20 protein-coding genes are annotated in these 22,731 nt (G+C 43.5%); 10 read left to right on the forward strand and 10 right to left on the reverse strand.

Going from position 1 to position 22,731, the window contains the following annotated elements:
• Positions 1 to 87: 87 nt before the first annotated feature.
• A complete protein-coding gene (gene mocA / locus L4D09_RS00365) occupies positions 88 to 678 on the reverse strand; it encodes a molybdenum cofactor cytidylyltransferase (RefSeq protein ID WP_428455501.1) in 591 nt (196 codons plus the stop codon).
• Positions 679 to 722: 44 nt separating this feature from the next.
• Here mocA and yqeC point away from each other — a divergent pair, with 44 nt between their 5' ends.
• From yqeC to L4D09_RS00385, 4 genes are all read left to right on the forward strand, one after another.
• Positions 723 to 1,631 (forward strand): selenium cofactor biosynthesis protein YqeC, encoded by a 909-nt coding sequence (yqeC, locus tag L4D09_RS00370; protein ID WP_428455502.1) that lies wholly within the window; start codon positions 723 to 725, stop codon positions 1,629 to 1,631.
• Between the two features lie 24 nt (positions 1,632 to 1,655).
• A complete protein-coding gene (gene yqeB, locus L4D09_RS00375) occupies positions 1,656 to 3,254 on the forward strand; it encodes a selenium-dependent molybdenum cofactor biosynthesis protein YqeB (protein ID WP_428455503.1) in 1,599 nt (532 codons plus the stop codon).
• A gap of 82 nt (positions 3,255 to 3,336) precedes the next feature.
• Positions 3,337 to 3,780 carry a MauE/DoxX family redox-associated membrane protein gene (locus tag L4D09_RS00380; RefSeq protein WP_428455504.1) on the forward strand — a complete coding sequence of 148 codons (444 nt, stop codon included), beginning with the start codon at positions 3,337 to 3,339 and terminating at the stop codon, positions 3,778 to 3,780.
• Between the two features lie 171 nt (positions 3,781 to 3,951).
• Positions 3,952 to 4,188, forward strand: a complete 237-nt coding sequence (locus tag L4D09_RS00385) for a hypothetical protein (protein WP_428455505.1) — start codon at positions 3,952 to 3,954, stop codon at positions 4,186 to 4,188.
• Between the two features lie 33 nt (positions 4,189 to 4,221).
• On the opposite strand, the gene L4D09_RS00390 is transcribed toward L4D09_RS00385, so the two are convergent.
• The 7 genes from L4D09_RS00390 to ygeW all read right to left on the reverse strand — a co-directional run bounded on the left by L4D09_RS00390 (position 4,222) and on the right by ygeW (position 12,532).
• Positions 4,222 to 4,815 carry a DUF3157 family protein gene (locus L4D09_RS00390; protein ID WP_428455506.1) on the reverse strand — a complete coding sequence of 198 codons (594 nt, stop codon included), beginning with the start codon at positions 4,813 to 4,815 and terminating at the stop codon, positions 4,222 to 4,224.
• A gap of 65 nt (positions 4,816 to 4,880) precedes the next feature.
• The gene (gene yddG, locus L4D09_RS00395; protein WP_428455507.1) at positions 4,881 to 5,765 is read right to left on the reverse strand and encodes an aromatic amino acid DMT transporter YddG; all 885 of its coding nucleotides are present in this window, start codon (positions 5,763 to 5,765) and stop codon (positions 4,881 to 4,883) included.
• Between the two features lie 111 nt (positions 5,766 to 5,876).
• Entirely contained in the window at positions 5,877 to 6,782 is a 906-nt protein-coding gene (arcC, locus tag L4D09_RS00400) for a carbamate kinase (RefSeq protein WP_428455899.1), read from the reverse strand.
• A gap of 103 nt (positions 6,783 to 6,885) precedes the next feature.
• Complete coding sequence (hydA, locus tag L4D09_RS00405; RefSeq protein ID WP_428455508.1) at positions 6,886 to 8,349, reverse strand: dihydropyrimidinase; 1,464 nt, start codon at positions 8,347 to 8,349, stop codon at positions 6,886 to 6,888.
• Positions 8,350 to 8,515: 166 nt separating this feature from the next.
• Positions 8,516 to 9,733: a YgeY family selenium metabolism-linked hydrolase gene (locus L4D09_RS00410; protein ID WP_428455509.1), complete on the reverse strand. Its 1,218-nt coding sequence runs from the start codon at positions 9,731 to 9,733 to the stop codon at positions 8,516 to 8,518.
• A gap of 229 nt (positions 9,734 to 9,962) precedes the next feature.
• Positions 9,963 to 11,165, reverse strand: a complete 1,203-nt coding sequence (dpaL, locus tag L4D09_RS00415; protein WP_428455510.1) for a diaminopropionate ammonia-lyase — start codon at positions 11,163 to 11,165, stop codon at positions 9,963 to 9,965.
• Between the two features lie 179 nt (positions 11,166 to 11,344).
• Complete coding sequence (gene ygeW / locus L4D09_RS00420) at positions 11,345 to 12,532, reverse strand: knotted carbamoyltransferase YgeW (RefSeq protein WP_428455511.1); 1,188 nt, start codon at positions 12,530 to 12,532, stop codon at positions 11,345 to 11,347.
• 480 nt (positions 12,533 to 13,012) lie between these two features.
• Between ygeW and L4D09_RS00425 the strand changes: the two genes are divergently transcribed.
• On the forward strand, positions 13,013 to 14,728 hold the full coding sequence (locus tag L4D09_RS00425) for a sigma 54-interacting transcriptional regulator (RefSeq protein WP_428455512.1): 1,716 nt from the start codon (positions 13,013 to 13,015) through the stop codon (positions 14,726 to 14,728).
• 74 nt (positions 14,729 to 14,802) lie between these two features.
• On the opposite strand, the gene L4D09_RS00430 is transcribed toward L4D09_RS00425, so the two are convergent.
• A complete protein-coding gene (locus L4D09_RS00430) occupies positions 14,803 to 15,267 on the reverse strand; it encodes an RNA-binding S4 domain-containing protein (RefSeq protein WP_428455513.1) in 465 nt (154 codons plus the stop codon).
• Between the two features lie 23 nt (positions 15,268 to 15,290).
• Here L4D09_RS00430 and L4D09_RS00435 point away from each other — a divergent pair, with 23 nt between their 5' ends.
• The 5 genes from L4D09_RS00435 to L4D09_RS00455 all read left to right on the forward strand — a co-directional run bounded on the left by L4D09_RS00435 (position 15,291) and on the right by L4D09_RS00455 (position 20,413).
• Complete coding sequence (locus L4D09_RS00435; protein ID WP_428455514.1) at positions 15,291 to 15,863, forward strand: NUDIX hydrolase; 573 nt, start codon at positions 15,291 to 15,293, stop codon at positions 15,861 to 15,863.
• Between the two features lie 212 nt (positions 15,864 to 16,075).
• Positions 16,076 to 16,237, forward strand: coding sequence for a hypothetical protein (locus L4D09_RS00440; RefSeq protein ID WP_428455515.1), 162 nt, complete (start codon positions 16,076 to 16,078; stop codon positions 16,235 to 16,237).
• Positions 16,238 to 16,543: 306 nt separating this feature from the next.
• Positions 16,544 to 17,395: a TPR end-of-group domain-containing protein gene (locus L4D09_RS00445; RefSeq protein ID WP_428455516.1), complete on the forward strand. Its 852-nt coding sequence runs from the start codon at positions 16,544 to 16,546 to the stop codon at positions 17,393 to 17,395.
• Positions 17,396 to 17,505: 110 nt separating this feature from the next.
• Positions 17,506 to 19,050: a DEAD/DEAH box helicase gene (locus L4D09_RS00450; protein ID WP_428455517.1), complete on the forward strand. Its 1,545-nt coding sequence runs from the start codon at positions 17,506 to 17,508 to the stop codon at positions 19,048 to 19,050.
• Between the two features lie 76 nt (positions 19,051 to 19,126).
• The gene (locus tag L4D09_RS00455; RefSeq protein ID WP_428455518.1) at positions 19,127 to 20,413 is read left to right on the forward strand and encodes a sulfurtransferase; all 1,287 of its coding nucleotides are present in this window, start codon (positions 19,127 to 19,129) and stop codon (positions 20,411 to 20,413) included.
• Between the two features lie 83 nt (positions 20,414 to 20,496).
• Here the strand turns inward: L4D09_RS00455 and L4D09_RS00460 are convergent, their stop codons facing one another.
• Positions 20,497 to 22,659 (reverse strand): DUF6351 family protein, encoded by a 2,163-nt coding sequence (locus tag L4D09_RS00460; protein WP_428455519.1) that lies wholly within the window; start codon positions 22,657 to 22,659, stop codon positions 20,497 to 20,499.
• Positions 22,660 to 22,731: the final 72 nt, after the last annotated feature.

The following is a 22,731-nucleotide window of genomic DNA, read 5'->3' on the forward strand; positions in this document are numbered from 1 at the left end:
GGATTAAAGTGAATACACCTCATAATCAGATTGATTACTTATATCAAAATGAGAGTGATATTTTCAACAGTCTCATTTTGATAGCAATTAATGCTCTTGCTCACAAAGTTGTTTATACGCTTCGGGAGTATCGACATCAAAATAAATTGAATCGGAACCTAAGTTCAAATATTTAACTGAATAACGATAAATAATGGCTTTCATTGACTGGTTAATATCAGCGTCAATAATATTTTGCTTTATCGTGCTAGGGAGTAAAACGGGGTGWCCAGGCTTAGTCAGCGTACCGGGGAAAACCGTATACTCTCCGCGGTTCACCCATGTTTGATAGAAGATATTCGAACTAATACATGGCATATCAGCATGGCAAATGAAAAAATGTTTTGACTCAACCCATTGCACCCCCTGCTGAATAGAACCAAACATCCCCAGTTTAAAGTGTGGATTTACAACCACTTTTACACCTTTACATGACTGATATTTTTTCACTAATTCATCCGAGCGATAACCTACAACTAAAATAACCCTGCTACAGAATGAAAGTGCATTTTCGATACTTACATCAAGGACTGTCTTGTTTTGATACGGTAGCATCAATTTCCAACGCCCCATTCTGCTCGACAGCCCAGCCGCGGGCATAACACAGTCTAGATGATTTGGGCGAGTTCTGATCTTCATAATTTACCTTATAAACTAGTAATTCTATATTGTGGGTGATGAGTATGAATAATCGATATGGTTCGCAACCTCAATTACTATCACTCTTTCCTATGTTAGATATTAGTCGCCTACATGCTCTGCAAGTTTCCCCTCTAGTTATTTCATTAGTTGGTGCTGGCGGGAAAACAACAACAGCTTATTGGCTTGCTGATTTGTTCAAACGTTGGGGACACCGTGTCTGTGTTACCACTACAACAAAAATGTACTTACCTGAATCCAATCACGTTGATTATATTGTTCAATACGATTATTTGAATGATATTAATCGTCACTTTTATGCACCGATAAACGATAAAGAGCACCACCAATATCTACCAGATAATGACTTCTATTTTTCTGAGCCAAGTATCACTTTTTGCTATCAAAGTTTGATTAAAAGCCGTAATGATAAAAATAAGATAAAAGTCTCAGGATTAACAATTAACGAGATAGAAATATTAAAAAATACCGGCCATTTCACAGTATTCATTATTGAATCTGACGGTGCCCGTTCATTACCGATAAAAGCACCGTTTGGGCACGAGCCTTGCATTCCAAACTGTACGGATATGGTTATCGGTTTAACAGGCGCAGAAGCGATTAATAAGCAGGCAGACCCCGATGCAATTCATCGTTGGTCGGCATTTTCTTCCATAACCCAGTGCCAACAAGGTGATGAAGTTAACCATAATATCTTAAATAAACTCATCGCCCACCCTAATGGGATGTTCAAGAATACACCTGAACACGCTATTAAAATATGGCTTATCAACAAGGTAGATTTACATCATGACCTTCATCAACTTTGCGCAACCGCTGAAGTAGTCATGATGCAAAATAAACTGCTTGATGCCATTTGGCTTACAGAAATGATGTCTGTTACACCGATAAAAAAGATTTTAGTGAAGGAACAGTTTGCACTTGCAACCTGACCTCACAGCACAGAGGTTGAATGAATGAACATTTTTGCCAAGGCAGCCCAGCTCGAAGAACAAAACACCCCTTTTGCCCTTGCTAATATTATCGAAACTCGGGGGTCGGCTCCGCGCCACTCAGGGCAAATGATCGTCAAGACTGATGGCAGTATCATAGGTACGGTTGGCGGTGGAATGATTGAGCGCTATGTTATAGAGCAGGCTCTCGAAGCTCTGCAGCAAAGAAAATCTCGAGTTATTAAAGGACGAATGACACGCTCTGGACCAGAAGCAATGGGAATGGATTGTGGTGGTGCCATGAGCGTACTTATAGATGTCTATGGCCTACGCCCCAGCCTACTACTAATTGGGGCGGGTCACGTTAATCGCGCCGTTGCACATGCGGCGGATGTCGTTGGCTTTGATATTACCGTCGCAGACGCCTATGCCGAGAGCCTCAACAAAGATTACTTTCCAACAGGTACCAAACTTGTGCAAGGAAGCTCTATGGTAGAGGCAATTGATAAACTGGATATTACCAAAGATAGTTTCGTTGTTATCGCCACTAACCATCAAGATCAAGATGCGATCACGAAGGTCGTTAACTGTGACACCCAATACTTAGGACTTATGGCAAGCCGCCGTAAGGTGCAAACCTTATTTACTCATCTACGACAATGTAATGTCAGCGAAAGCCACATTCAGGCTATCCACTCTCCCATTGGCTTCAACATTGGCGCAGAAACCCCTGAAGAAATAGCAATTAGTATCATGGCCGAAATCCTTAAAGTGAAACATCAATCGGCAGGTGGGCTAATGAAAGATGATTCCCGGTTGAACAAAAATAAATTGGTTCTTATCCGTGGCGCAGGAGATATTGCAACAGGGGTGGCTATCCGGTTATTTAATTCAGGTTTTAAAGTAGTCTTGAGCGATATTGCCCAACCAACCATGATCCGCTGCTCTGTCTCTTTTGGTCAATGTTTATATGGAGAACCATGTAACGTTGAAGGGATCACAGCGCGTAAGGCGCTTAACTGCGAAGATGTATTCAAGGCTATTGACGATGGCCAAGTACCGGTAATGATCGATGAAACCTGTTGTTCGTTAGCCAAGATGAAACCAGCGATAATAATAGACGCCATTTTGGCCAAACGTAATATCGGCACCACCAAAGATATGGCCCCCATCACCATTGCCTTAGGCCCCGGTTTTACCGCGGGTATAGACTGCGATGCAGTCATTGAAACTAACCGTGGCCACCACCTTGGGCGGATTATTTATAATGGCGTAACCCAAGCAAATACAGGGATTCCCGGTAATATCGCTGGTTATACCCATCAGCGGGTTTTACGAGCCCCCTGTGCTGGTGTCATGCATAACCACGTTAAACTTGGTGATATTGTCGAAGAAGGTGATGTCATTGCCCATGTTGACGATAGCCCTGTTATTGCTCCACTTGGCGGCATGATGCGGGGGTTATTAAATGCTGGATTATCGGTGACTGAAGGCTTCAAAATTGGCGATATCGATCCAAGAGGTATCGAAGCTGATTTTACAACCATTTCAGACAAAGCACGTGCTATTGGCGGCAGTGTACTTGAAGCCATTATGCACCTAGAAAATAAAAAGTTGGACTAGTTATTCAAAACAACGCCTTTGCACTGGCAATGTTCGCCGTTGAAACAATAACGTATAACGACAACATACAGGGATGAAAACAATGAAAACTAAAGGGTATTTTCATTTTATTATCACCAGCTTTGTGCTGATATATGTCTCGGCTTTGAGCCTCAAGGGGTTTATCGTGCCAGAGCAAATGGCTTTGTTACTCACAGATACTGGTTTGTTCTCATCAACATATGCCAAACCCATTTCTTTTGCCCTTCCACTGGCGCTTTGTCTTAGCGCCATCATGGCTTATACCAAGCTCACCTCTTTTCTACCAGTGGTGATTTGCTTCAGCCTCTATATCGCTTTGAAAGGGCTAGCGCTATATCAAGGTCTTCATTTCGAGTGCGCCTGCTACCTCCCTGGATCAATCCAATCAGAAGTTTATAGTAAACTTGAACCGCAATTTCTGATTCTAGCCCTTGTGACCTTAACCTCTGGTGCACTGTATTATTACAATGGTCACTATCCTGCACTGTCACCAGACGATAACTGATGCCAACATCTGACAGTTAGAGCCTCATGACACCATCTAAGCGAGTCTATTCATCTGCTCGTAAACCACACACCTGCAACAACAATGCACTAATAGTGCAAAACCATTGAAATATTCCGCCATTAGAATCGCTTCAAAATTAAACCTTCACACAATATAGCTGGAAACATAATGACAACCGCAGCAAGTAAACCTGTAATCAATGGGATGAATGAAGCGATAGATACTATTTACACCACCTTTCCTAACTTAAGCTACAAGCCAAGGCCAGATGATGTAAAGCTGCTGGCCGCATATATAAAAAGTCAGAAAACTGCTTATCCCGCTCATTTGGATATATTACTTTCAGAAGAAAACCGCCATATAGAGCAAGCATTAAAAAAGTACCATAACATCAACAAAATCTAGCTAGAGATTGTTTCAGTACCATTATTCAGAGGCTTACCAATGTTCAACCTCTGTAATTTCCAGCTCTAAATAGTAATGCTTTGCTGCTGGTACACTGAAGTCCAGTACCTTCCCTTCCCGTTCTGTATCAGGGCGAAAGTAGGTTTCTGGCATGCGCTTAATAGATGTCCACACCTTCTTCTCTTTACGGGCCATTACCTCACCTTTCTCACTATGCAGCTTAAGTGCAAGCTTCACTAGAACGATAGCGTCTGTTCCATCATTTTTAAGCAATGTTGGGATCACTAACTCACCATTTTGATAATAGGCAGGTTCTAGCATTACCGTTACTCCGCTACGTTGCGCTGCTTCAACCTGCTTGCCAGTACCGGGTTCAATCAATATTCCATCAGGTGTGGGAAAACTTGGCTGAGGTACTGAGCTAACCACAGACAAGGCTGCTGCAGATGCCGTCGTACCCGCATTCGGTGTTAAGAAGCGCCAAGTATTATCTGAATAAAGGATCACTTCACGCCCGTCAGCTAAAGTAGCCTTCAACGGTTCAGCGACCACACTCGTTGCCAATAATCCAACCCCGAGCAGGGTAAACACAAGTTTTATTAGATACATGAAATTCAGTCGTTTCACAGCAGCCCCCTCTTTTGAACGATTGTAGTCAAATTAAAGGAAGCTGCTGACTTATCGATGAGTTTTTACTGTTTTCTAGTCAGCCACCAGCAACTTAGCGATGCAACAGTTACCATTACCACACCTTGCCAGAACGACGTCGTTAATTCGATATCAAGCAAAATTGCAGATAAGAACGTCGAAAAAATCGGGGTAAAATAGGAAAAAGTTGCCAGCATCACCATGTTGCCGCCAATAATGGCAATATTCCACAACGCATATCCTGCTCCCATCACTGACGCAGCGAGCATTAAATCGATACCAGCTTGAAGTGTCCAGGCCATTGGCGGCTCGTTGCTCAACAAGTACTTAACCCACAGAGCAATCGCCGTCCCAATGAAAAACCAGGTGATCCCGTTTTCACCCTTTGCCAATCTTTTTGTTAAATTACAGTAAATTGCCCAAAGAAATGCACCGACAAAAGCGAGGCTGTAACTTACAGGGTTCGATGCCACATTGGCAGCAAGCAGGGCAACGGACAACCCCTCATCCCCGCTAACTGTCCATGCTACACCAAAAAAGGAAAGTGCCATTGCAGGGTACAATAGAGGGTTAACGGGCTTTTTACTCACGATTACGGCCAGCAAGACAGTTAAGCACGGCCACAAATAGTTGATAACCCCCATTTCGACAGCCTGATGGCGAGAATTCGCCATACCTAAAGCCAGCGATAAACACATTTCATAGGCAACAAATAAGCCACCACCAATCAACAAGTATTTAAGGGAAAATCGTTTAGGGTTGGGTAAACCAATGAACAGTGCCAGAAAAACTGAGCTTACTGTGTAAATCATGGCTGCGCCCCCAATCGGACCGAGCTGCTCGGTAACGTTACGAATAAACGCAACAATACAGCTCCAAAGTAAAATGGCAGTACAGCCAGCTAAAGTGAACTTATGTGTTGAAAGCAAGGGATAGACCAACAAAAACAAAAAAGGAAACGCAGATTAACAGAGTTATTATGGGCTTTGAAGCGAGGAAGTGGCAGATAGTTTAGCTACCTACCACCGAATAAGGAATGGTTATACACTCACGCAGGTACCTGCTTTTTCAGCTAATACATCTAAGCCTTGTTCTAGCGCACCGATATAAGCTTTACCACCGAACGTGGCAAAATCTACTGCCGCTTCTACCTTTGGTCCCATTGAACCGGCTGGAAATTGATATTCGCTGAGTTGGGTTGGTGATGCTAGGCGTAACGCTCGCTGGTTATCTGTGCCCCAATCAAGGTAAACGGCATCTGCATCGGTCAAGATCAGTAGCTTATCGGCTTTAAGCTGCTTCGCAAGCAAGGTCGCCGACAAATCTTTATCGATCACCCCTTCTACACCAACATAACCAAAATCACCTTTCCGGACTGGAATACCACCACCTCCGCAACAAATCACAACCTGCCCGGCATCAAGCAAAGTTTCAATTGACTGTTTATCGATAATATTTAACGGCTTAGGTGATGGAACAACGCGCCTGACATATTCGCCATCTCGCTTCATGGTCCAGTTGTTGGCCTCAGCCAGAATACCAGCTTCATCTTCGTTATATACAGGGCCAACAAATTTTGTTGGATCCAACATGCTTGGATCATTTGGGTCGACTTCGATACGTGTTAATAAGCTAGTTACTTCAGTTTGTGGCATCAAATTTTGCAGTTCTTGCGCTAACATATAACCAATCATACCTTCACTTTCAGCACCAAGAACATCAAGTGGATATGGCGATACTTTGTCATAAGCGAGATTTTGTAGTGCTAGCAGCCCTACTTGCGGACCATTACCATGCACAATAGCAACCTGATACTCTTTGGCTATTTGCGCGATCGCTTTTGCGGCAATTTTGATGTTAATGAGTTGGTTTTCAAAACTTGGGGCATCGCCACGACGCAGCAACGCATTGCCGCCAAGGGCAACAACAGCAATAGGCTTCATAATAGTTCCTTGAATTATCCTTGTTAGTTGGGTGAAGCCTTCCCRTCGGTGATATGGGAAAACCTCTCCTTAAGCCGTTACAATAAACTCGCTATAACCAATCTCGTTATAGTAATTGATGAGTGTGAAACGGATGGCGGCGAATAAAGCGGCCATTCCCAGCTTTCCCCGTAAATTCGCCATTGCACGCCACCACCTGTCCTCGGCTAATAGTCATCACTGGCCAGCCTTGAACTTGCTTACCTTCATACGGGGTGTAATCGGTGTTGTCGTGTAATAATTCGTGTTTGATCGTTACTTGCCGCTTAGGATCGAACATCACCAAATCGGCATCTGCACCGACCTGTAATGTCCCTTTCTGCGGGTACAAGCCGAAGAGTTTCGCTGGCATATAACTAGTCAATTCAACAAAACGGCTGGGGCTAATTCGCCCCGCCATTACCCCATCAGAAAACAGTAATGGCATCCGTGTTTCCACACCGGGTAATCCATTTGGGCAAGCACTGAAATTATCTTTACCCTGTTGTTTCTGTACTTGATAAGTAAAAGAGCAATGGTCTGTCGCAATCGTATTGATGCTACCATCTTCTATGCCCTGCCAAAGTTTGCGGGACTCCTCTACCGGGCGCAGTGGTGGACTGAGAATAAACTTGAGTGCATCTTCGCGTTCATAACACGCATCGCATAGCACAAGGTACTGTGGGCAGGTTTCTGCCCATACGGGTTGATGGTTCTGCCGAGCAAGTCTGACGTAATCCAAACCCAAGCCATTCGACAGATGAACAATATAAAGCGGCGCGTTATCGGCGAGGCTTGCCAAGTTAATCACTCTTGCAATGGCTTCTGCCTCACAAGCTAGCGGTCGACTCTCGGCATGGTATTTAGGGGCGGTTTTTCCTTGGGCAAGTAGCTGTTCTCGTCGTAATGCGATCGCGGCGTCGTTCTCAGGGTGAACCGTGGTTAGCGCATTGACCTTGTTCAACTCAATCAATGCTTTCAGCACATCGCTATCATCCAACTTGTAATTGTAAGTTAGATACAGCTTGAAGCTCGAAATCCCCTCTTCTTCCACCATCGAGGCCATTTCCGCCAAGATCTCTGCATTAATGTGCTGAATCACGCCATGAAAGCTATAGTCAATCACAGCCTTGTCTTTGGCATACTCTTTGTATACGGATAACTGGTGGTGAAGATTACAGCCTTTAGGGCCAAACCCCATATGATCGACTATGGTTGTGGTTCCGCCGCAGGCTGCTGAGCGAGTACCAGTGTAAAAATCATCGCAGCTACGGCTGATCCCAACATCAATATTAAAGTGGGTGTGAACATCAATCCCGCCTGGCATTACATACAAACCGGCGGCTTCAATCACATCACAACCAGAGGGAACACGATGGATTTCAGGTGCAACGTCGGCAATCTTGCCGTCAATAACTAAGATATCAGCCTGTTGGGCTTTCAAATGATCAACGACGATTCCTTGGCGGATCAGTACGGCATCACTTATACCTGAAGTGTGCTGAGAAACGTCACTTACCCGTATGTTTCCATTCAAATTATTGTGACCCATGATTCCCCCACCGCTGTCAGGTTACTGTTTCGTTTTAAGGCTCTGTATCAGTACCAACAAGTTAAGCCTGAAAATGAAACAGAAAATCCATCCTAGGGGGGTATGAGGCCAACGTTAGGCATAGGGTCGGCACCCCTAGGACAGAAAAGCTTAAACCACTAACGGGTTATTTTTTTAGTTCTTTCAAGTACATCTGTGGGATCACCGCGTACATGGCAGCACAGGTGACTAAATGCTTTTTCCACGTTTTTTCGTTTGGCGCATGAGCTTCTGGCTCTTTACCTGGACCAAAGCCAATTACTGGAATGCCGTAACGACCCATAATTGATACGCCGTTGGTTGAGAACGTCCACTTATCAACGATTGGTTTTTGGTCAAATAGCAGCTCGTAAGACGCTTCTAATGTTTTGGTTGCAACATGTTCTTCATCGATTAACCACGTTGGGAAATAACACTCTGTTGGGTATACCAAGCCGGTATAAGCAGGACGGTCATATTCATACATAGAAACCACCGCTTGGGCTTCTTGTACGGCAGGTAAAGCACGGATCTCTTCCAATGAACCTTCCCATGTTTCGCCCCAAGTTAAGCGACGGTCAATTGATACAGCGCAGCTATCAGCTACGGCACAACGGCTAGGTGAGGTAAAGAAAATTTCAGAAACAGTCAGCGTACCTTTACCTAAGAATGGATCGTCTTTTAGGTTATGAGAAAGATCTTCAAGCTGGTTGAGGATTGGCCCCATTTTAAAGATGGCATTATCACCACGCTCAGGTGCTGAACCGTGGCAGCTCACACCGGACACATCGACACGAATTTCCATACGACCACGCTGACCACGGTAAATTTGGCAATCTGTCGGCTCAGTCGATACCACAAACTCAGGGCGTATTTTGCTCTCTTCAATAATATACTGCCAACATAGGCCGTCGCAGTCTTCTTCCTGCACGGTACCGGTTACCAGCAAGGTATACTCATCTTCAAGGCCGAGATCCTTTATGATTTTTCCTGCATACACCATTGATGCCATGCCGCCTTCTTGATCCGATGCTCCACGGCCACCAATCACTTCATCATCTTCCATACCTTGGTATGGGTCGAATTCCCAGTTATCCATATTACCGACACCAACGGTATCGATATGAGCATCCATCGCAATTAAATGTGGGCCATGGCCGATCCAACCTAGCACATTCCCCATAGGATCGATTTCAACCTTATCAAAACCCACTTTTTCCATTTCTTCTTTAATACGGAGTACCACTTTTTCTTCATCACAGCTTTCGCTTGGAATAGCAATCATGTCACGGAGGAAACGGCTCATATCCGCTTTATATTCTTGAGCTTTTTCTAATACTTTTGCGAATGGAATATTCATTGTCATTGTAATTCTCCTTGCGCCGGATTAGGTTTTTCGCCTCCGGCATGTGTGATTTTTCAGGTGCTTGAAAGCGGTTATCACCACCAAACACCATGTAATTTGTTTTGAAAGATTGATAGTTTGCGCATTTAATGACGCGAGTAAGTGCAAATAAAATCATGGCGTTTATAAGCATAAATAAGCACTCCTGTTGCAATATCGAACTAAAGCGCAATATGAATGGCTTCAGGACTCAAAGCGTTGAGTGCAAACCTTGCCATACGACTTCCCGATAATGCACCGGGTCGGTATCCCCCTCGGTATTAACCAGCAATACTACCGAGTCTTTATTCAGACCAAGCTTCTCCATTAATTGCTCTCGCTCTGGGTGATAATGCACCGCAGCTAACAGACCTGCACCAACGGCGCCGGACTCTCCAGATACGACTCGAGGATCATCGCCTAGCGGGTTACCAAGCACACGCATTCCTAATGCAGCAACACTGTCTTGGCATGAAACAAACTGGGTTGAACAATCACGTAACACTGGCCAGCCAATTGGGTTCGGCTCTCCACATGCAAGGCCAACCATGATGGTTGCCATATCACCACCGACATTGACCATTTGGCCATTTTCACTAATACCGGAGCGATAAATACAATCAGCGAGATCAGGCTCAACAATCACTGAGTGCAATCTGTCAGAACCAAATTGGTCGCAAAGATAACCTAGAACCCCACCAGCCATCGCCCCGACACCCGCTTGTAGAAAAACATGGGTTGGATGCTCGATCTGCTGAGCTTTCATTTGATCTACGGCCTCAGCTGCCAGAGTGGTATAGCCTTGCATGATCCACGTTGGAATTTCGGTATAACCTTCCCACGCGGTGTCTTGCACGACTTTCCAACCATTTTCTTCAGCCGTTTTAATTGCTAAACGTACGGTATCGTCATAATTCATCTCGGTAACAATGCATTCAGCACCTAAGGCACGAATATTATTAACCCGCTCATCTGCAGCCCCTTTGGGCATATATACCACAGCATTTTGACCGAGCTTATTGGCAGCCCAAGCAACACCACGACCATGATTACCATCCGTTGCTGTTGCAAACGTCATCTTTTCAGTTATGTCTTTTTTCAAGGCATCGAAATCAAAGGCTTTAATATCAAGTTTGTATTCATCACAGAGCAAACGCGCTATCGCGTAGGCGCCTCCCAACATTTTAAATGCGCATAAATCAAAGCGATGAGCTTCATCTTTAACTAATATTTTTCCGACACCAATTTCTTTGGCTAAATGGTTGAGAGAATGTAATGGCGTTGGCTGATACCCTTCTACTTTTTGGTGAAAAGCGCGCGCTTTTTCCGCTTGTTCAATGGTGAATAGAGGAGATAGCTGACCGTTATAATGGCGGTTATCGGCGATCTCCATTTTTAGAGAGAATGTAGACACGACCAGACCTCATTGAATATATAAAAAGAAAATGCGGGGGGTACCAAGGAGTAAACGCATGATGATTACCCCCGCCATGAGCAAGCAATTAGCTCAAACTGTATAATTTCAGATAGATCGACTTTGGACCTCACTGCCTGCCTATTTACTGGCAGTGAGTAACTGGAGTATTAAGTGATTTATTTCACCCGCTTTTGCCCGTCATCTAGCAATTCTTGTAAGATTTGAGCAGGATTCTGGTATTTTCGGTTCATGATCATTGCCGCGATGACGTATGGCTTCCAGCTAGCTTCTTTGTAGGTTGCGATACGATATTTTTCAAATACCGACTCTTCCACCTCACCTTCTTCACACGACACACCGGTAATATCGGCTGGCAAGCAGTGCATGTATAACGCTTCGCCTTGCTTAGTCAATTTCATCATTTCTTCAGTGCAATGCCAGTCTTTATGATTAGCATTCTGAGCAAGACACTCTTGCTCAAGCGCTTTCAAGCCATCATGATCGTTAGCGCGAAGTAGCTCGGTACGGCGGCCCATAACTTGATAAGGTGCCCAAGACTTCGGATAAACGATATCGGCATCTTGGAAAGCCTCTTCCATAGACGACACTTCCGTGAAACTACCGCCAGATAACTCGGCATTCTTACGCGCTTCTTCTACCACTTCAGGGATCAGGTCATAGCCTTCTGGATACGCTAGTGTTACATCCATACCAAAGCGCGTCATCAAACCGATAATGCCCTGCGGCACAGATAATGGCTTGCCATAACTTGGCGAGTACGCCCACGTCATCGCAATTTTCTTGCCTTTAAGCTTATCTAAACCACCAAAATGCTCTTCTAACCATGCTAAGTCAGCCATTGATTGAGTTGGGTGGTCGATGTCGCATTGCAGGTTTACCAAGGCAGGGCGATGCGGTAGTACACCTTCTTTAACACCATCATCCAATGCTTCACCGACTTCGCGCATATAAGCATTACCGGCACCTAAGTACATATCATCACGAATACCTATCGCATCTGCACAGAATGAAATCATATTTGCGGTTTCACGTACCGTTTCACCATGAGCGATCTGTGATTTACCTTCGTCAAGATCCTGCTGTGCTAACCCCAGCATATTGATGGCTGAAGCGTAAGAGAAACGGGTCCGAGTAGAGTTATCACGGAACAACGAAACAGCAAGGCCATTTTTAAACACGTTTGTCGCTAAATTTTCCTGGCGCATTGCTTTAAGCACCTGCGCTGTTTTTAGTACACTCTCGAGCTCTTCAGGCGTTTGCTCCCACGTTAATAGGAAATCTTTCTCATGTAGATCAGACTTTAGTTCATTGATTTCCTTTATTAGTTCATTAATACTTTTCATTTTATTCTTCCCAATATTTGATTGTGATTTTATCTACATATGGAAACGCATTGAATAATGCATACAAGCTATTAGTTTTGATTCAGAGTAACGATTAGTTTTCACTGTTATTTAATAGCTTCCAATATCTATGCCACTTTTCAAAAATCGGGGGAAACATAAAATAAAAATCGTTCAAAGCCGCATTACCATTGGCCTACTCATAAAACTCCCAAGTGGATTTTTATTTTCATCAGATGATTTTTCAATAAAACTATCAAAATTTATCAGGCCTCAAAACCAAAATGATAGTTATACTCTGGACTAATATCATATTGATATTAGCTTGTGACATTGTTAACACTTATCTTTATTTTCCTTATACGCAACATAAAACACTGATATATATCAAACAGAGATTTATTAAATTCATCTAACTTGTTTTATTTACATATTTCGAAGTCTTATATTATGCTGAATATGCCTGTGACCTCCGAGCTGATGAAACTTCAACCTACGATCCTTCGTTTCACCCAATCGCTCTCGGCGGTATTAAAGCTCGATGCTGAAGTCGTCGATGCTGATTTAGTTCGTATCGCTGGTACTGGGCCTTATAGCAAATTTTTTGGCAAAAAACTCAATACTAGTTCAAGAATATTCAGGTATATAATTGAGACACATGAAGAAAAAGTTGTTTTAAAATCACGTACTGATCCTCTTTGTGATGGTTGTACCAATAAAGAAACCTGTCGCGAAACAGCATTCCTTGGTGTGCCGATCATGCTAGAGAATCGCTGCCTTGGTGTGATTAGCTTAGTCGCTTTCACGGAAGAGTCTCGAGAAAGAATAAAAGAAAATGTACAACTCTTTTCTGACTATATAATACACATCGCCCAAATCGTGGTATCAAAGGTCGAGGAAAAGGATAATAAAACTGATGGCCTTGATGAAGTGTTTACCAACCTTATTGGAAACATGGATCAAGGTGTACTTGTACTTGATGAAAATAGTCGTGTTCAGTATGGTAACCAGCAAGCCCTTAATAACTTAAATATCACTAACGACGTTCTGAATAAAACCGAAATAAATATTCAACCCCTATCAGTTCACAATAATGAATTAAAAGGCCATCAACAACACATTATTTCATTAGGCGAAAGACAAGAGTTAGTCGTTGGCCAATTTTATAATGCCCGATGCCACCAACTTTTTTTGATGTCTTACTATCAACCTAACCGTTCAATCTCGATAACCGAACCCTCTCCTCAATTTTCAACCGTTATTGGTGAATGCAAAAAGATACGCCAGTTAAAAACATTAATATCCCGAATTGCGAGTAGCCCTTCAAGTGTTCTAATTAATGGCGAAAGTGGTACAGGTAAAGAAGTAATAGCCCATGCGGTTCACGATCTTAGTGAGCGCAAAGAAAATCCATTCATCGCCATTAATTGTGCCGCAATCCCAGATCAACTACTTGAAAGTGAGCTATTTGGGTATGTAAAAGGGGCTTTCACGGGAGCCTCAAGTAAAGGAAAAACAGGTCTTATCCAAGCCGCCAATAAAGGGACACTCTTCCTTGATGAAATTGGTGACATGTCGATGACACTACAAGCTAAGCTCTTACGGGTACTGGAAGAACGTGAAGTCATGCCAATCGGCTCAAACAAAGCGGTCGCTGTTGATATCCGCATTATCTCAGCAACCAACCGTAATTTTGCCGAAATGATTGCAACCAACAAATTTCGCGAAGACTTGTACTACCGCTTGAATGTCATCCCGATCCATCTTCCCCCCTTAAAAGAGCGCGAGGGGGATGTCGAGCTACTCATTCGTTTCTTCTTAGAAATTCACACCCAAAGGATCGGCGTGGGTTACCCAGGAATCACTCCGGAAACCATGAACCGACTTAATAGCTATCATTGGCCGGGCAATGTGCGTGAACTGAGCAACCTAATTGAATATTTAGTCAATGTCGTACCAGAAGGAGACCAAATAGACGTAGATTTACTTCCTCCTTACTTTGATACTATTCAGCCAAAGCAAGAGATTGAGTATATTCAAGATGATAACGCGATGAGTCTCGAAGAAATGGAGAAGATCCGCATTGAAGAAGCGGTTAATCGACTTAGTAATCGCAAGTTAGTAGCAGAAGAACTCGGAATTGGTATTGCAACGCTGTACCGCAAAATAAAAAAATACGGTTTGGGCCAACACTAGCATGACAGGTACATATCGCATATAAAAAAGCCGCAATAGTGCGTCACTATGGCGGCTTCTTCATTTCAGTCTAATTAAAAGCTCATTAGCTTTCGTCCAGTTGCTTTATCTGCTGGTGTTGACTGCGGCTCTTCAGGTTTTGATGCTTTTTTACTTAGCTTAGACTTATCACCTGATTTCGATTTGTTACCATTATTTGCTGGTGAGGCCGATTTCTTGCGTGGGGCTTTGCTCGACTTTGATGCTACTGGTTGTGCTTTTTCAGCCTTCGATTCCGACGGTTCGGTTACAGGTTGATCACACAAAACCACATAGAATTCATTGTTAAACTCAATCACATCACCGTCATAGATCTTGCAGCGCTTGCGCTGCTCTAATTCACCATTAACCGCAACATACCCTTCAGAAATGGCAAATTTCGCTTCACCACCACCACTAACTGCATTGGCAATTTTCAACACCTTATAAAGCTCTATGGGCTGGACATTTACCTCGACGCCAAGGGCTTCTACTTCATATTCATCATTTTCTTCAGACATAACTAAACCGGTGTTGAAATAATTTGCGACAGATTCTACCCGAAACCACGCTAGCAATCACGAATTGGCTACGCTATTCTCGCGCTTTCGTTCTTTTTGGTGCTCAAAGTATGTACTGCCCACAGTGTGGTAAACAATCATTCACGCCACAGAATGACAAGTCACTGTCCTGTTATCAGTGTGGCTTTGTGTATTTCCATAACACAGCTTCAGCTGTACTTGCCGTCATCACTTATCAAGACGAAATATTGATCGCTATCCGTGGTCAAAATCCAGGTAAAGGCATGTATGACTTTCCTGGCGGTTTTGTCGACCATGATGAAAGCTTAGAACAGGCGCTAAGCCGAGAATTACAAGAAGAGCTTGGCTATGAACAAGCTCACGGTAAATATTTAGGTTCACACCCAAATACTTATCATTATAAAGACGTGACATATAAAACTTGCGACAGCTTTTTTCATCTTAACCTTAAAAGCAAACCTGCTTTTAAGGCCGCTGATGACGTTGAAAAAGTGCTTTGGCTCAAAACCAAAGACGTAAACAGTGAATACTTTGCTTTTGAATCCGCTAAACAGGCACTGGCGTTATTAAGGTAAATATGACGAGCGGCTACAGGCAGGTGATGTACGTAGGGTGATTACATGGCGAGGCAACTACGCCTACCAAAAGTAATAAAATGTGATCTACGCCCATGTACTCATCCCTGCACAGAAAACTCAAGGATGATGTTTTTTTGTTCAACCACGCAGAGAATAAAGCATATCTGTTGTGGTAATTACTACACATTATGACTTGAGGGTATTACAACATGCTTATTTTTAATAAAGACTTTGTTTTTTCCGCTGTACCAGAAACTGAAGCGGAACAACAGGCAAGTCAGCACACACAGACAACCGAACAAGAGCAGAAGCGCTTAGCGATGCTTGCTTCCGCTCAACAAGCAGGTGGACTTGATAAGCCAACGATATAAGCATTGTACGGACATTCACGACTCGCTATATCGTAGGGCTTGCAAATAGCTCTCCAGCGCTGGTGGTAAAATAGACTAAGGTCGCCAACCATAGACTTGCCTGTATCTCGTTGTTAGTAAGCACATCAACTCATTCAGGCCCCCAGCGCTACTTCTCTGCCAATCCCTATACTCCCCCGACAACACCCGCTCCCTCCACAAAAGATTTTTCATTATTCATGCTATGCTATCTCTAACAATTATGTTGATAATATCGACACTTACGTTATTTTTGAATTAATGATCATTGCAATAAAAGGAACGCTCATGCTTTATCGGCTATTTCTACTCTGTGTATGCTTCTCATTCGCCTCTGGGGCATTTGCTGAAGAAAAATATTCAGAGCAAAGCATTTACGAAAAGCCGCTGATGGAGCGATATGTTCTTGATGAACTAAAGTCATTACGTAAAGAACAACAAGACCTAGAACGACGAATGGTTGTTGAAATTACGGATCGTGAGCTTTCCGTTGCTGATAAGTCACTAAATTACGCAAATGTGACTGTGACTTATTTTTTCTATCTTATTGCTGGTGCGGCCTCATTGTTCGCATTAGTCGGTTGGCAATCACTGCGTGATTTAAGAGACAACACAAAAAAGATTGCCGACCAACAATTACAAGAAATTGCCGATCAATATGAAAAGAAATTCCAACTCCTTGAACAAGACTTGAAACGTAAAACACGGATCATCGCGCAAAACAATAAAGAAATAGAAGTCATTAACGAAATCCACAACCTCTGGCTACGTTCGCAAAATCTACAAACACCAGAGCAGAAGATTGAAGTGTACGACGAAATTCTAACAATTCGCCCTGGTGACCTTGAAGCACTGACTCACAAAGCCGATGCAGCAATGGAAATCCGAGAATTCCATTGGGCGCTCAGCTTGTGTAATCGCGTACTTGAATTAGACCCAACCAATGCTCACGCCCTTTACCAACGAGCATGTGCTTATGCTTGTTTAGGCGCTGAAGAGCAAGCGGTTGACGATTTAGAACGCGCAATCCTTGGTAGCTCATCACTCAGAGAGTTAGCTTCCGAAGAACCTGATTTTGAATCACTTCGAGGTAATGAACGCTTTGAAGTTTTAATCACCTCATCTGATGCTTATCCTTAATAAATAAGGCCAAGGTCAAATAATTAGGACTTTTCTCTCTCGTAATGTAAGCTATCGCGCTTGCTGCCGTGTGAGGCAGATCAAACTTTTTACTTTATCGAGAATTGTCTATGAGTTTTGCCTCTCTGGGTCTTTGCGCCCCGATCCTTAAAGCTGTTGCTAACCAAGGCTATGAAACCCCCTCTGCTATTCAAGCTCAAGCCATTCCGGCTGTACTTGAAGGTAAGGATGTCATGGCAGCTGCACAAACAGGTACAGGCAAAACTGCAGGCTTCACCTTACCCATTCTTGAGCGCCTTTCTAAAGGCCCTAAAGTACGTTCTAACCAAGTACGTGCTTTGATCCTAACGCCTACTCGAGAGCTAGCCGCACAAGTTGGTGAAAATGTTGCAACCTACTCAAAGCACTTACCGCTTAGCTCTGCCGTTGTATTTGGTGGTGTAAAAGTAAACCCACAAATGATGCGCATGAGACAAGGTGCTGATGTACTGGTCGCGACACCTGGGCGTTTACTTGACCTTTACAATCAAAAAGCGATTAAGTTTAACCAACTTGAAGTATTGGTATTAGACGAAGCTGACCGTATGTTAGATATGGGCTTTATTCGTGATATCAAAAAGATCCTTGCTTTCTTACCTAAAGAACGCCAGAACCTACTGTTTTCTGCAACGTTCTCTGATGAGATCCGCCAACTGRCAAAAGGCTTGGTTAACAACCCTGTTGAGATCTCGGTTACACCACGCAATGCAACAGCAAAATCTGTAAAACAGTGGGTTCACCCTGTTGATAAAAGTAAAAAGTCAGCACTGCTAACCAAGCTTATTCAAGAGAAAAAGTGGAAGCAGGCATTGGTATTTACTCGCACCAAACACGGCGCAAACCGTCTTGCGGCTTTCCTTGAAGCACGTAACATTACCGCAGCAGCTATTCATGGTAACAAGAGCCAAGGTGCTCGTACCAAAGCACTAGCAAACTTCAAAAGCGGTGAAGTCCGTATTTTAGTTGCAACAGACATTGCAGCACGTGGTATTGATATCGATCAGTTGCCGCAAGTAGTTAACTTCGACTTGCCGAATGTCGCAGAAGATTATGTTCACCGTATTGGCCGTACAGGCCGTGCAGGTGCAGAAGGCCAAGCTGTTTCATTGGTTTGTGCCGACGAATTCAAAGAACTAAATGCTATTGAGCAGTTAACTCAGCAGCACCTTGAGCGTGAAGATGTTTTCGGTTTTGTACCGAGCAGCAAGCTACCGGTATCATTAGCGCTTAAAGCAGTTAAGCCGAAAAAACCTAAAAAACTGAAAATGGATAACGGTCGACAATCGACTAGCGCCAATAATACTGGCTCTAATAAGCCGTCACCAAAAGCCAAAACATCGCCAAATGGTTCAAACAGTTCAAACAGTTCAAACAAGCCTAAAGCACGTAATGGCCAGTCGCGTAAAACGGCGAATGGAGAAAATGGTACCGGTCGCGATGCAAAGCCAAAAACAGGTAATCGTAAGCCAGCCTCACAGCGCCAACGTAGTGAGAAAAATGGCAACACCACTAAAAATGGTAGTGGTGTAAATACGGGTAGCAGCCATAAGAAGCCGCAAAATAAAAAACCAAACCAAGGTAACACTAAGAACAGAAAACCTGCTTTAGCAAGTTAAGGTGTGATCTTACATAGGTAATGTTCAAGGCTAGCATCATATAATGCTAGCCTTGTTTCATATATGGGCTATGTGCATGTCAACGCAAAAATGGTTTACGTTACCTCTTCTCTACCTGTTTAGTCCCCAGCTACTCGCTATTACTTTTGATCAGCTGGCTGAATTTCAAACGACACACCAAATCATCGACTGCCGTTCAAGTAACAATTACAACGGCTGGCCTGAGGGCGAAGCTACACGTGGTGGCCACTACCCTGGCGCGATTAACTTTGATGCTGATTGGCTCAGCACCTTGCGCCCACCTAAGTTACAAGCGCTACTCGATAGCCACGCCATTGATATCAATAAACCGACTTACCTTTATTGTGATAACGATAAAGCTAAACGTGTGAAGCAACAATTTGCTCAACTTGGCAACGATAACGTGACTATCATCGCTGAGCCTATTACTCACTATTCAGGTGAACTGGTTGCTTTAAAAAATTACCAACAACTTGTACCTGCTGCTTGGATACAACAGCTACTTCAAGGTGAACAAGTCGTTCACCCACCAGCCAAAGGGTTTAAGGTAATCGAAGTCGCCTGGGGGCCACCCGCTAAATATCTCATCTCCCATATTCCTTCCGCTCTGTATTTAAATACTAATGATATAGAATCAGAGCCTTGGTGGAACAGAGTCTCTGATCAACAAATTACTGAAGTTATTAAGAACCTCGGCATACGCTATGACACGACCGTGATCCTATATGGCCGTGATAATACCGCCGCTGCTCGAGCCGCCAGTATTATGATGTATGCGGGTGTTGAAGATGTTCGGCTACTTAATGGTGGCTGGAAGTCATGGGTCAATGAGGGGTTCAGAACACAACCAATGAGAAATAGAGCGACGCCCGTTGAATTTGGCCGACCTATCCCCTCTAACCCTGATTTTATTATTGATGTACCCGAAGCGAAAGATATTCTCGCAGACCAACAGAACCAATCTCTTGTGAGTATTCGTAGCTGGCCAGAATACCTTGGTGAAACCAGTGGCTATAAATATATTGATCCAAAAGGGCGAATTACTGGCTCTAAATGGGGTCATGGCGGTTCAGATCCCTATCATTTAGAAGACTTCCGTAACCCTGACGACACTATGATCAGCCCTGATATTATTACTCGCTTTTGGCAAGACTGGGGAATAGAGAAAGATCACAATGTTTCTTTCTATTGCGGCACAGGCTGGCGTGCTTCAGAAGTGTTTTTCTATGCTTATGTGATGGGCTGGGAGCACATCAGCGTCTTTGATGGCGGTTGGTATGAATGGAGCGGCAATCCAGAAAATCCGTTCGAAATTGGTGATGTTTCACCGCAAAAAAGCTAGCGACTCAGTACCTTCTATAACAGCAGTCATCACTTGAACTTTAACGCCGATAGAAAGGATTTGGAGCATTCAGATCCTTTCTATTATAACTGCTTTGGCCGCCCTGCATCACCGAGGCTATAGTCACATACCCCATCAGGAAACGTTAGTTTTAGAGTGCTGACTTTCGAAGATAAATCTAAATCACCGTATATGCCACGTTCGATCGCAGCTTCAACAGTCATAAGGTGGCATTTAAAAATACTGCCTTGCCAAGGCACACCCGCTTGTATCCGGCTATTACTGTAAATGGGGAAACGCTCAGTACAAGTTCCATTAACTTGCTGATTCCATCGGCCATCAAAAACGCCATCACCAGTCGCAATAATACTGCCACTTTCATCAAAACAAGTGTCTTTGGCCAGCACTGGTTTTGCAGCTAGTACTTTTCGTTGATAAGGCCAGTGCTTAGGCAACTTGTTTATCGCCAACAACCATTCATCCATCACCTCATACGCTTTTTCAACTGGCGTATGTTGCTTTTCAGATATCCAAATAACATGGTTTTGAGCATGATTTTGTGAACTGAGGATCCGTAGCCGGCTAACAAAAGAAGCTGATGTATGATGCATATTTAAATCATCTTCAAGGTAATGGCGAATATCGATAATAGGTAACGATATTCTGCCAATAAACACCTGACCATATTCATAAGCTTTGTTAATAGCAGAGATCGTTGCCGATTGCCGCTGTGCAGAAATATTATCGACTTCGGTAATATTATGATTACTCCAGAGTGATAACCAAATCGGAGGAATAGCCGCCCCTAGTTTCAATTTTCGCTCGGGCTTCATTTTATATAACGGCTTCCATGCGCCTATTTTTCTGTTTATATCAATAAACTCATCAAATGATATCTGATTATTAATGAGCGCCTGCAGACCATACTGTACCCCTATATTATCCCACGTTGATAATCCCAAACCGGTTTGGTCTGTGCCGTAGATCTGCGCCATATCTTGCCAATAATTCCACTTAACCGCTTTAACGACAGTGTCATGGTAATAGGGCTTGAGAAAGCCTTGCTTAGGGTTATGAATATAGCTACTTAAGCCAAAATAACCGTTAATACATTCGTTGTTCCCTGTTGGATATCGGGGGAGTTGCCAATGCCATAGCTGGTTCAACGGTTGCAACCAACCATATTTTTGTTCTGCCCCATTAATCGCACGTAGCCCTTCTACGGCTTGTCGTTTGTGCCAATCTTGCCAGTTATCTTTATTACTGGCACGAAAGCTAAAGTAGTTATTAAATAAGTCGCAATCTAAGGCATAAGTGCTAACGCTGACCATATCAGGGTAAGAGTACAAAGGAAGAATACCATCTAAAATGCCCTGGCTATTTTGACCAATAAGGTATTGCGCTAAGCCACCACCAGACCCCCCGATTCCAACGGTGTATAACGGTTCACCAAAAAGGCTAACAAACTGTGTTTTCACTCTTCTCGCAGTATCTTCAGCCAGCAGCATATTATAGCCATAACTGGTTCTATTGCCGCTTGATGTAATTAAGGCATACCCTTTTTGTAATTGTGATAGCTCTTTATTTATTAAACGGAATAACCTGATCCGCCCCTGCCGATAGCCAATTCCCGACCCGCCTTCAAACCGGTAAATTAAGCGTTTATTCCAAACATTGGCGCTCTTCTGATCACCGACTTCATCCAGATTTATTGGCATTAGAATCGTGTAGATATAGCGATTAATTGTTCCTTGCTCAACCCTAAGCACCAGCTCATCTTTTCGGGGGGGGGATTGGTGTAATTCAAGTGCGGTTTTACGATGCAGCTCATTGTTAGCACCGACAACAACATAGGATAAACGCGTTTTCACTGAACAATCTTTCGAATAACCGATAACGGTTTCAGCCTTCTCTTCACCGTAGACAGGGACGCCTAAACCTAACTGATTATCGACCAATGGTTGCTCTAAACCAGAGTCGAGAGTCATGCAATAGAAAGGGTATTGGTTAGAACCAGAATATAGGGATTGAATTGGCCCAACCTCCCCCACTTTGATAGGAAACGAGAACGTTTCATTAGGTCTTGGTGCTTGGCTAATATGTTGCTCGACGTCAAGCAGGTAATTAGGCTGTGGCTCTGCTATTGCTTTAACTTGCCTAGTGGCAACCGGATCTTCAAAGCCCAATTGCTCCGCAATGAAAAAGACAAGAGCAAGAACAAGTAAACCGAATATCACTTTTGTCATAACCTATATTTGCCGCTATCAAAGCCATAGTCTTGAGTTTAGCTTCTAGGTTGCTGAACTGACTAACTAGGA

It is taken from the genome of Photobacterium makurazakiensis (genome assembly GCF_050336715.1).
In the GTDB taxonomy this organism is placed as follows: domain Bacteria; phylum Pseudomonadota; class Gammaproteobacteria; order Enterobacterales; family Vibrionaceae; genus Photobacterium; species Photobacterium makurazakiensis.

Bases quoted from the DNA above. Each gene is read 5' to 3' on its own strand.
- yqeC (WP_428455502.1), top strand. From the start codon at position 723: ATGAATAATCGATATGGTTCGCAACCTCAATTACTATCACTCTTTCCT.
- yqeB (WP_428455503.1), top strand. From the start codon at position 1,656: ATGAACATTTTTGCCAAGGCAGCCCAGCTCGAAGAACAAAACACCCCT.
- L4D09_RS00380 (WP_428455504.1), top strand. From the start codon at position 3,337: ATGAAAACTAAAGGGTATTTTCATTTTATTATCACCAGCTTTGTGCTG.
- L4D09_RS00385 (WP_428455505.1), top strand. From the start codon at position 3,952: ATGACAACCGCAGCAAGTAAACCTGTAATCAATGGGATGAATGAAGCG.
- hydA (WP_428455508.1), bottom strand. From the start codon at position 8,349: ATGGGTCACAATAATTTGAATGGAAACATACGGGTAAGTGACGTTTCT.
- L4D09_RS00410 (WP_428455509.1), bottom strand. From the start codon at position 9,733: ATGACAATGAATATTCCATTCGCAAAAGTATTAGAAAAAGCTCAAGAA.
- ygeW (WP_428455511.1), bottom strand. From the start codon at position 12,532: ATGAAAAGTATTAATGAACTAATAAAGGAAATCAATGAACTAAAGTCT.
- L4D09_RS00425 (WP_428455512.1), top strand. From the start codon at position 13,013: ATGAAACTTCAACCTACGATCCTTCGTTTCACCCAATCGCTCTCGGCG.
- L4D09_RS00430 (WP_428455513.1), bottom strand. From the start codon at position 15,267: ATGTCTGAAGAAAATGATGAATATGAAGTAGAAGCCCTTGGCGTCGAG.
- L4D09_RS00440 (WP_428455515.1), top strand. From the start codon at position 16,076: ATGCTTATTTTTAATAAAGACTTTGTTTTTTCCGCTGTACCAGAAACT.
- L4D09_RS00445 (WP_428455516.1), top strand. From the start codon at position 16,544: ATGCTTTATCGGCTATTTCTACTCTGTGTATGCTTCTCATTCGCCTCT.
- L4D09_RS00455 (WP_428455518.1), top strand. From the start codon at position 19,127: ATGTCAACGCAAAAATGGTTTACGTTACCTCTTCTCTACCTGTTTAGT.
- L4D09_RS00460 (WP_428455519.1), bottom strand. From the start codon at position 22,659: ATGACAAAAGTGATATTCGGTTTACTTGTTCTTGCTCTTGTCTTTTTC.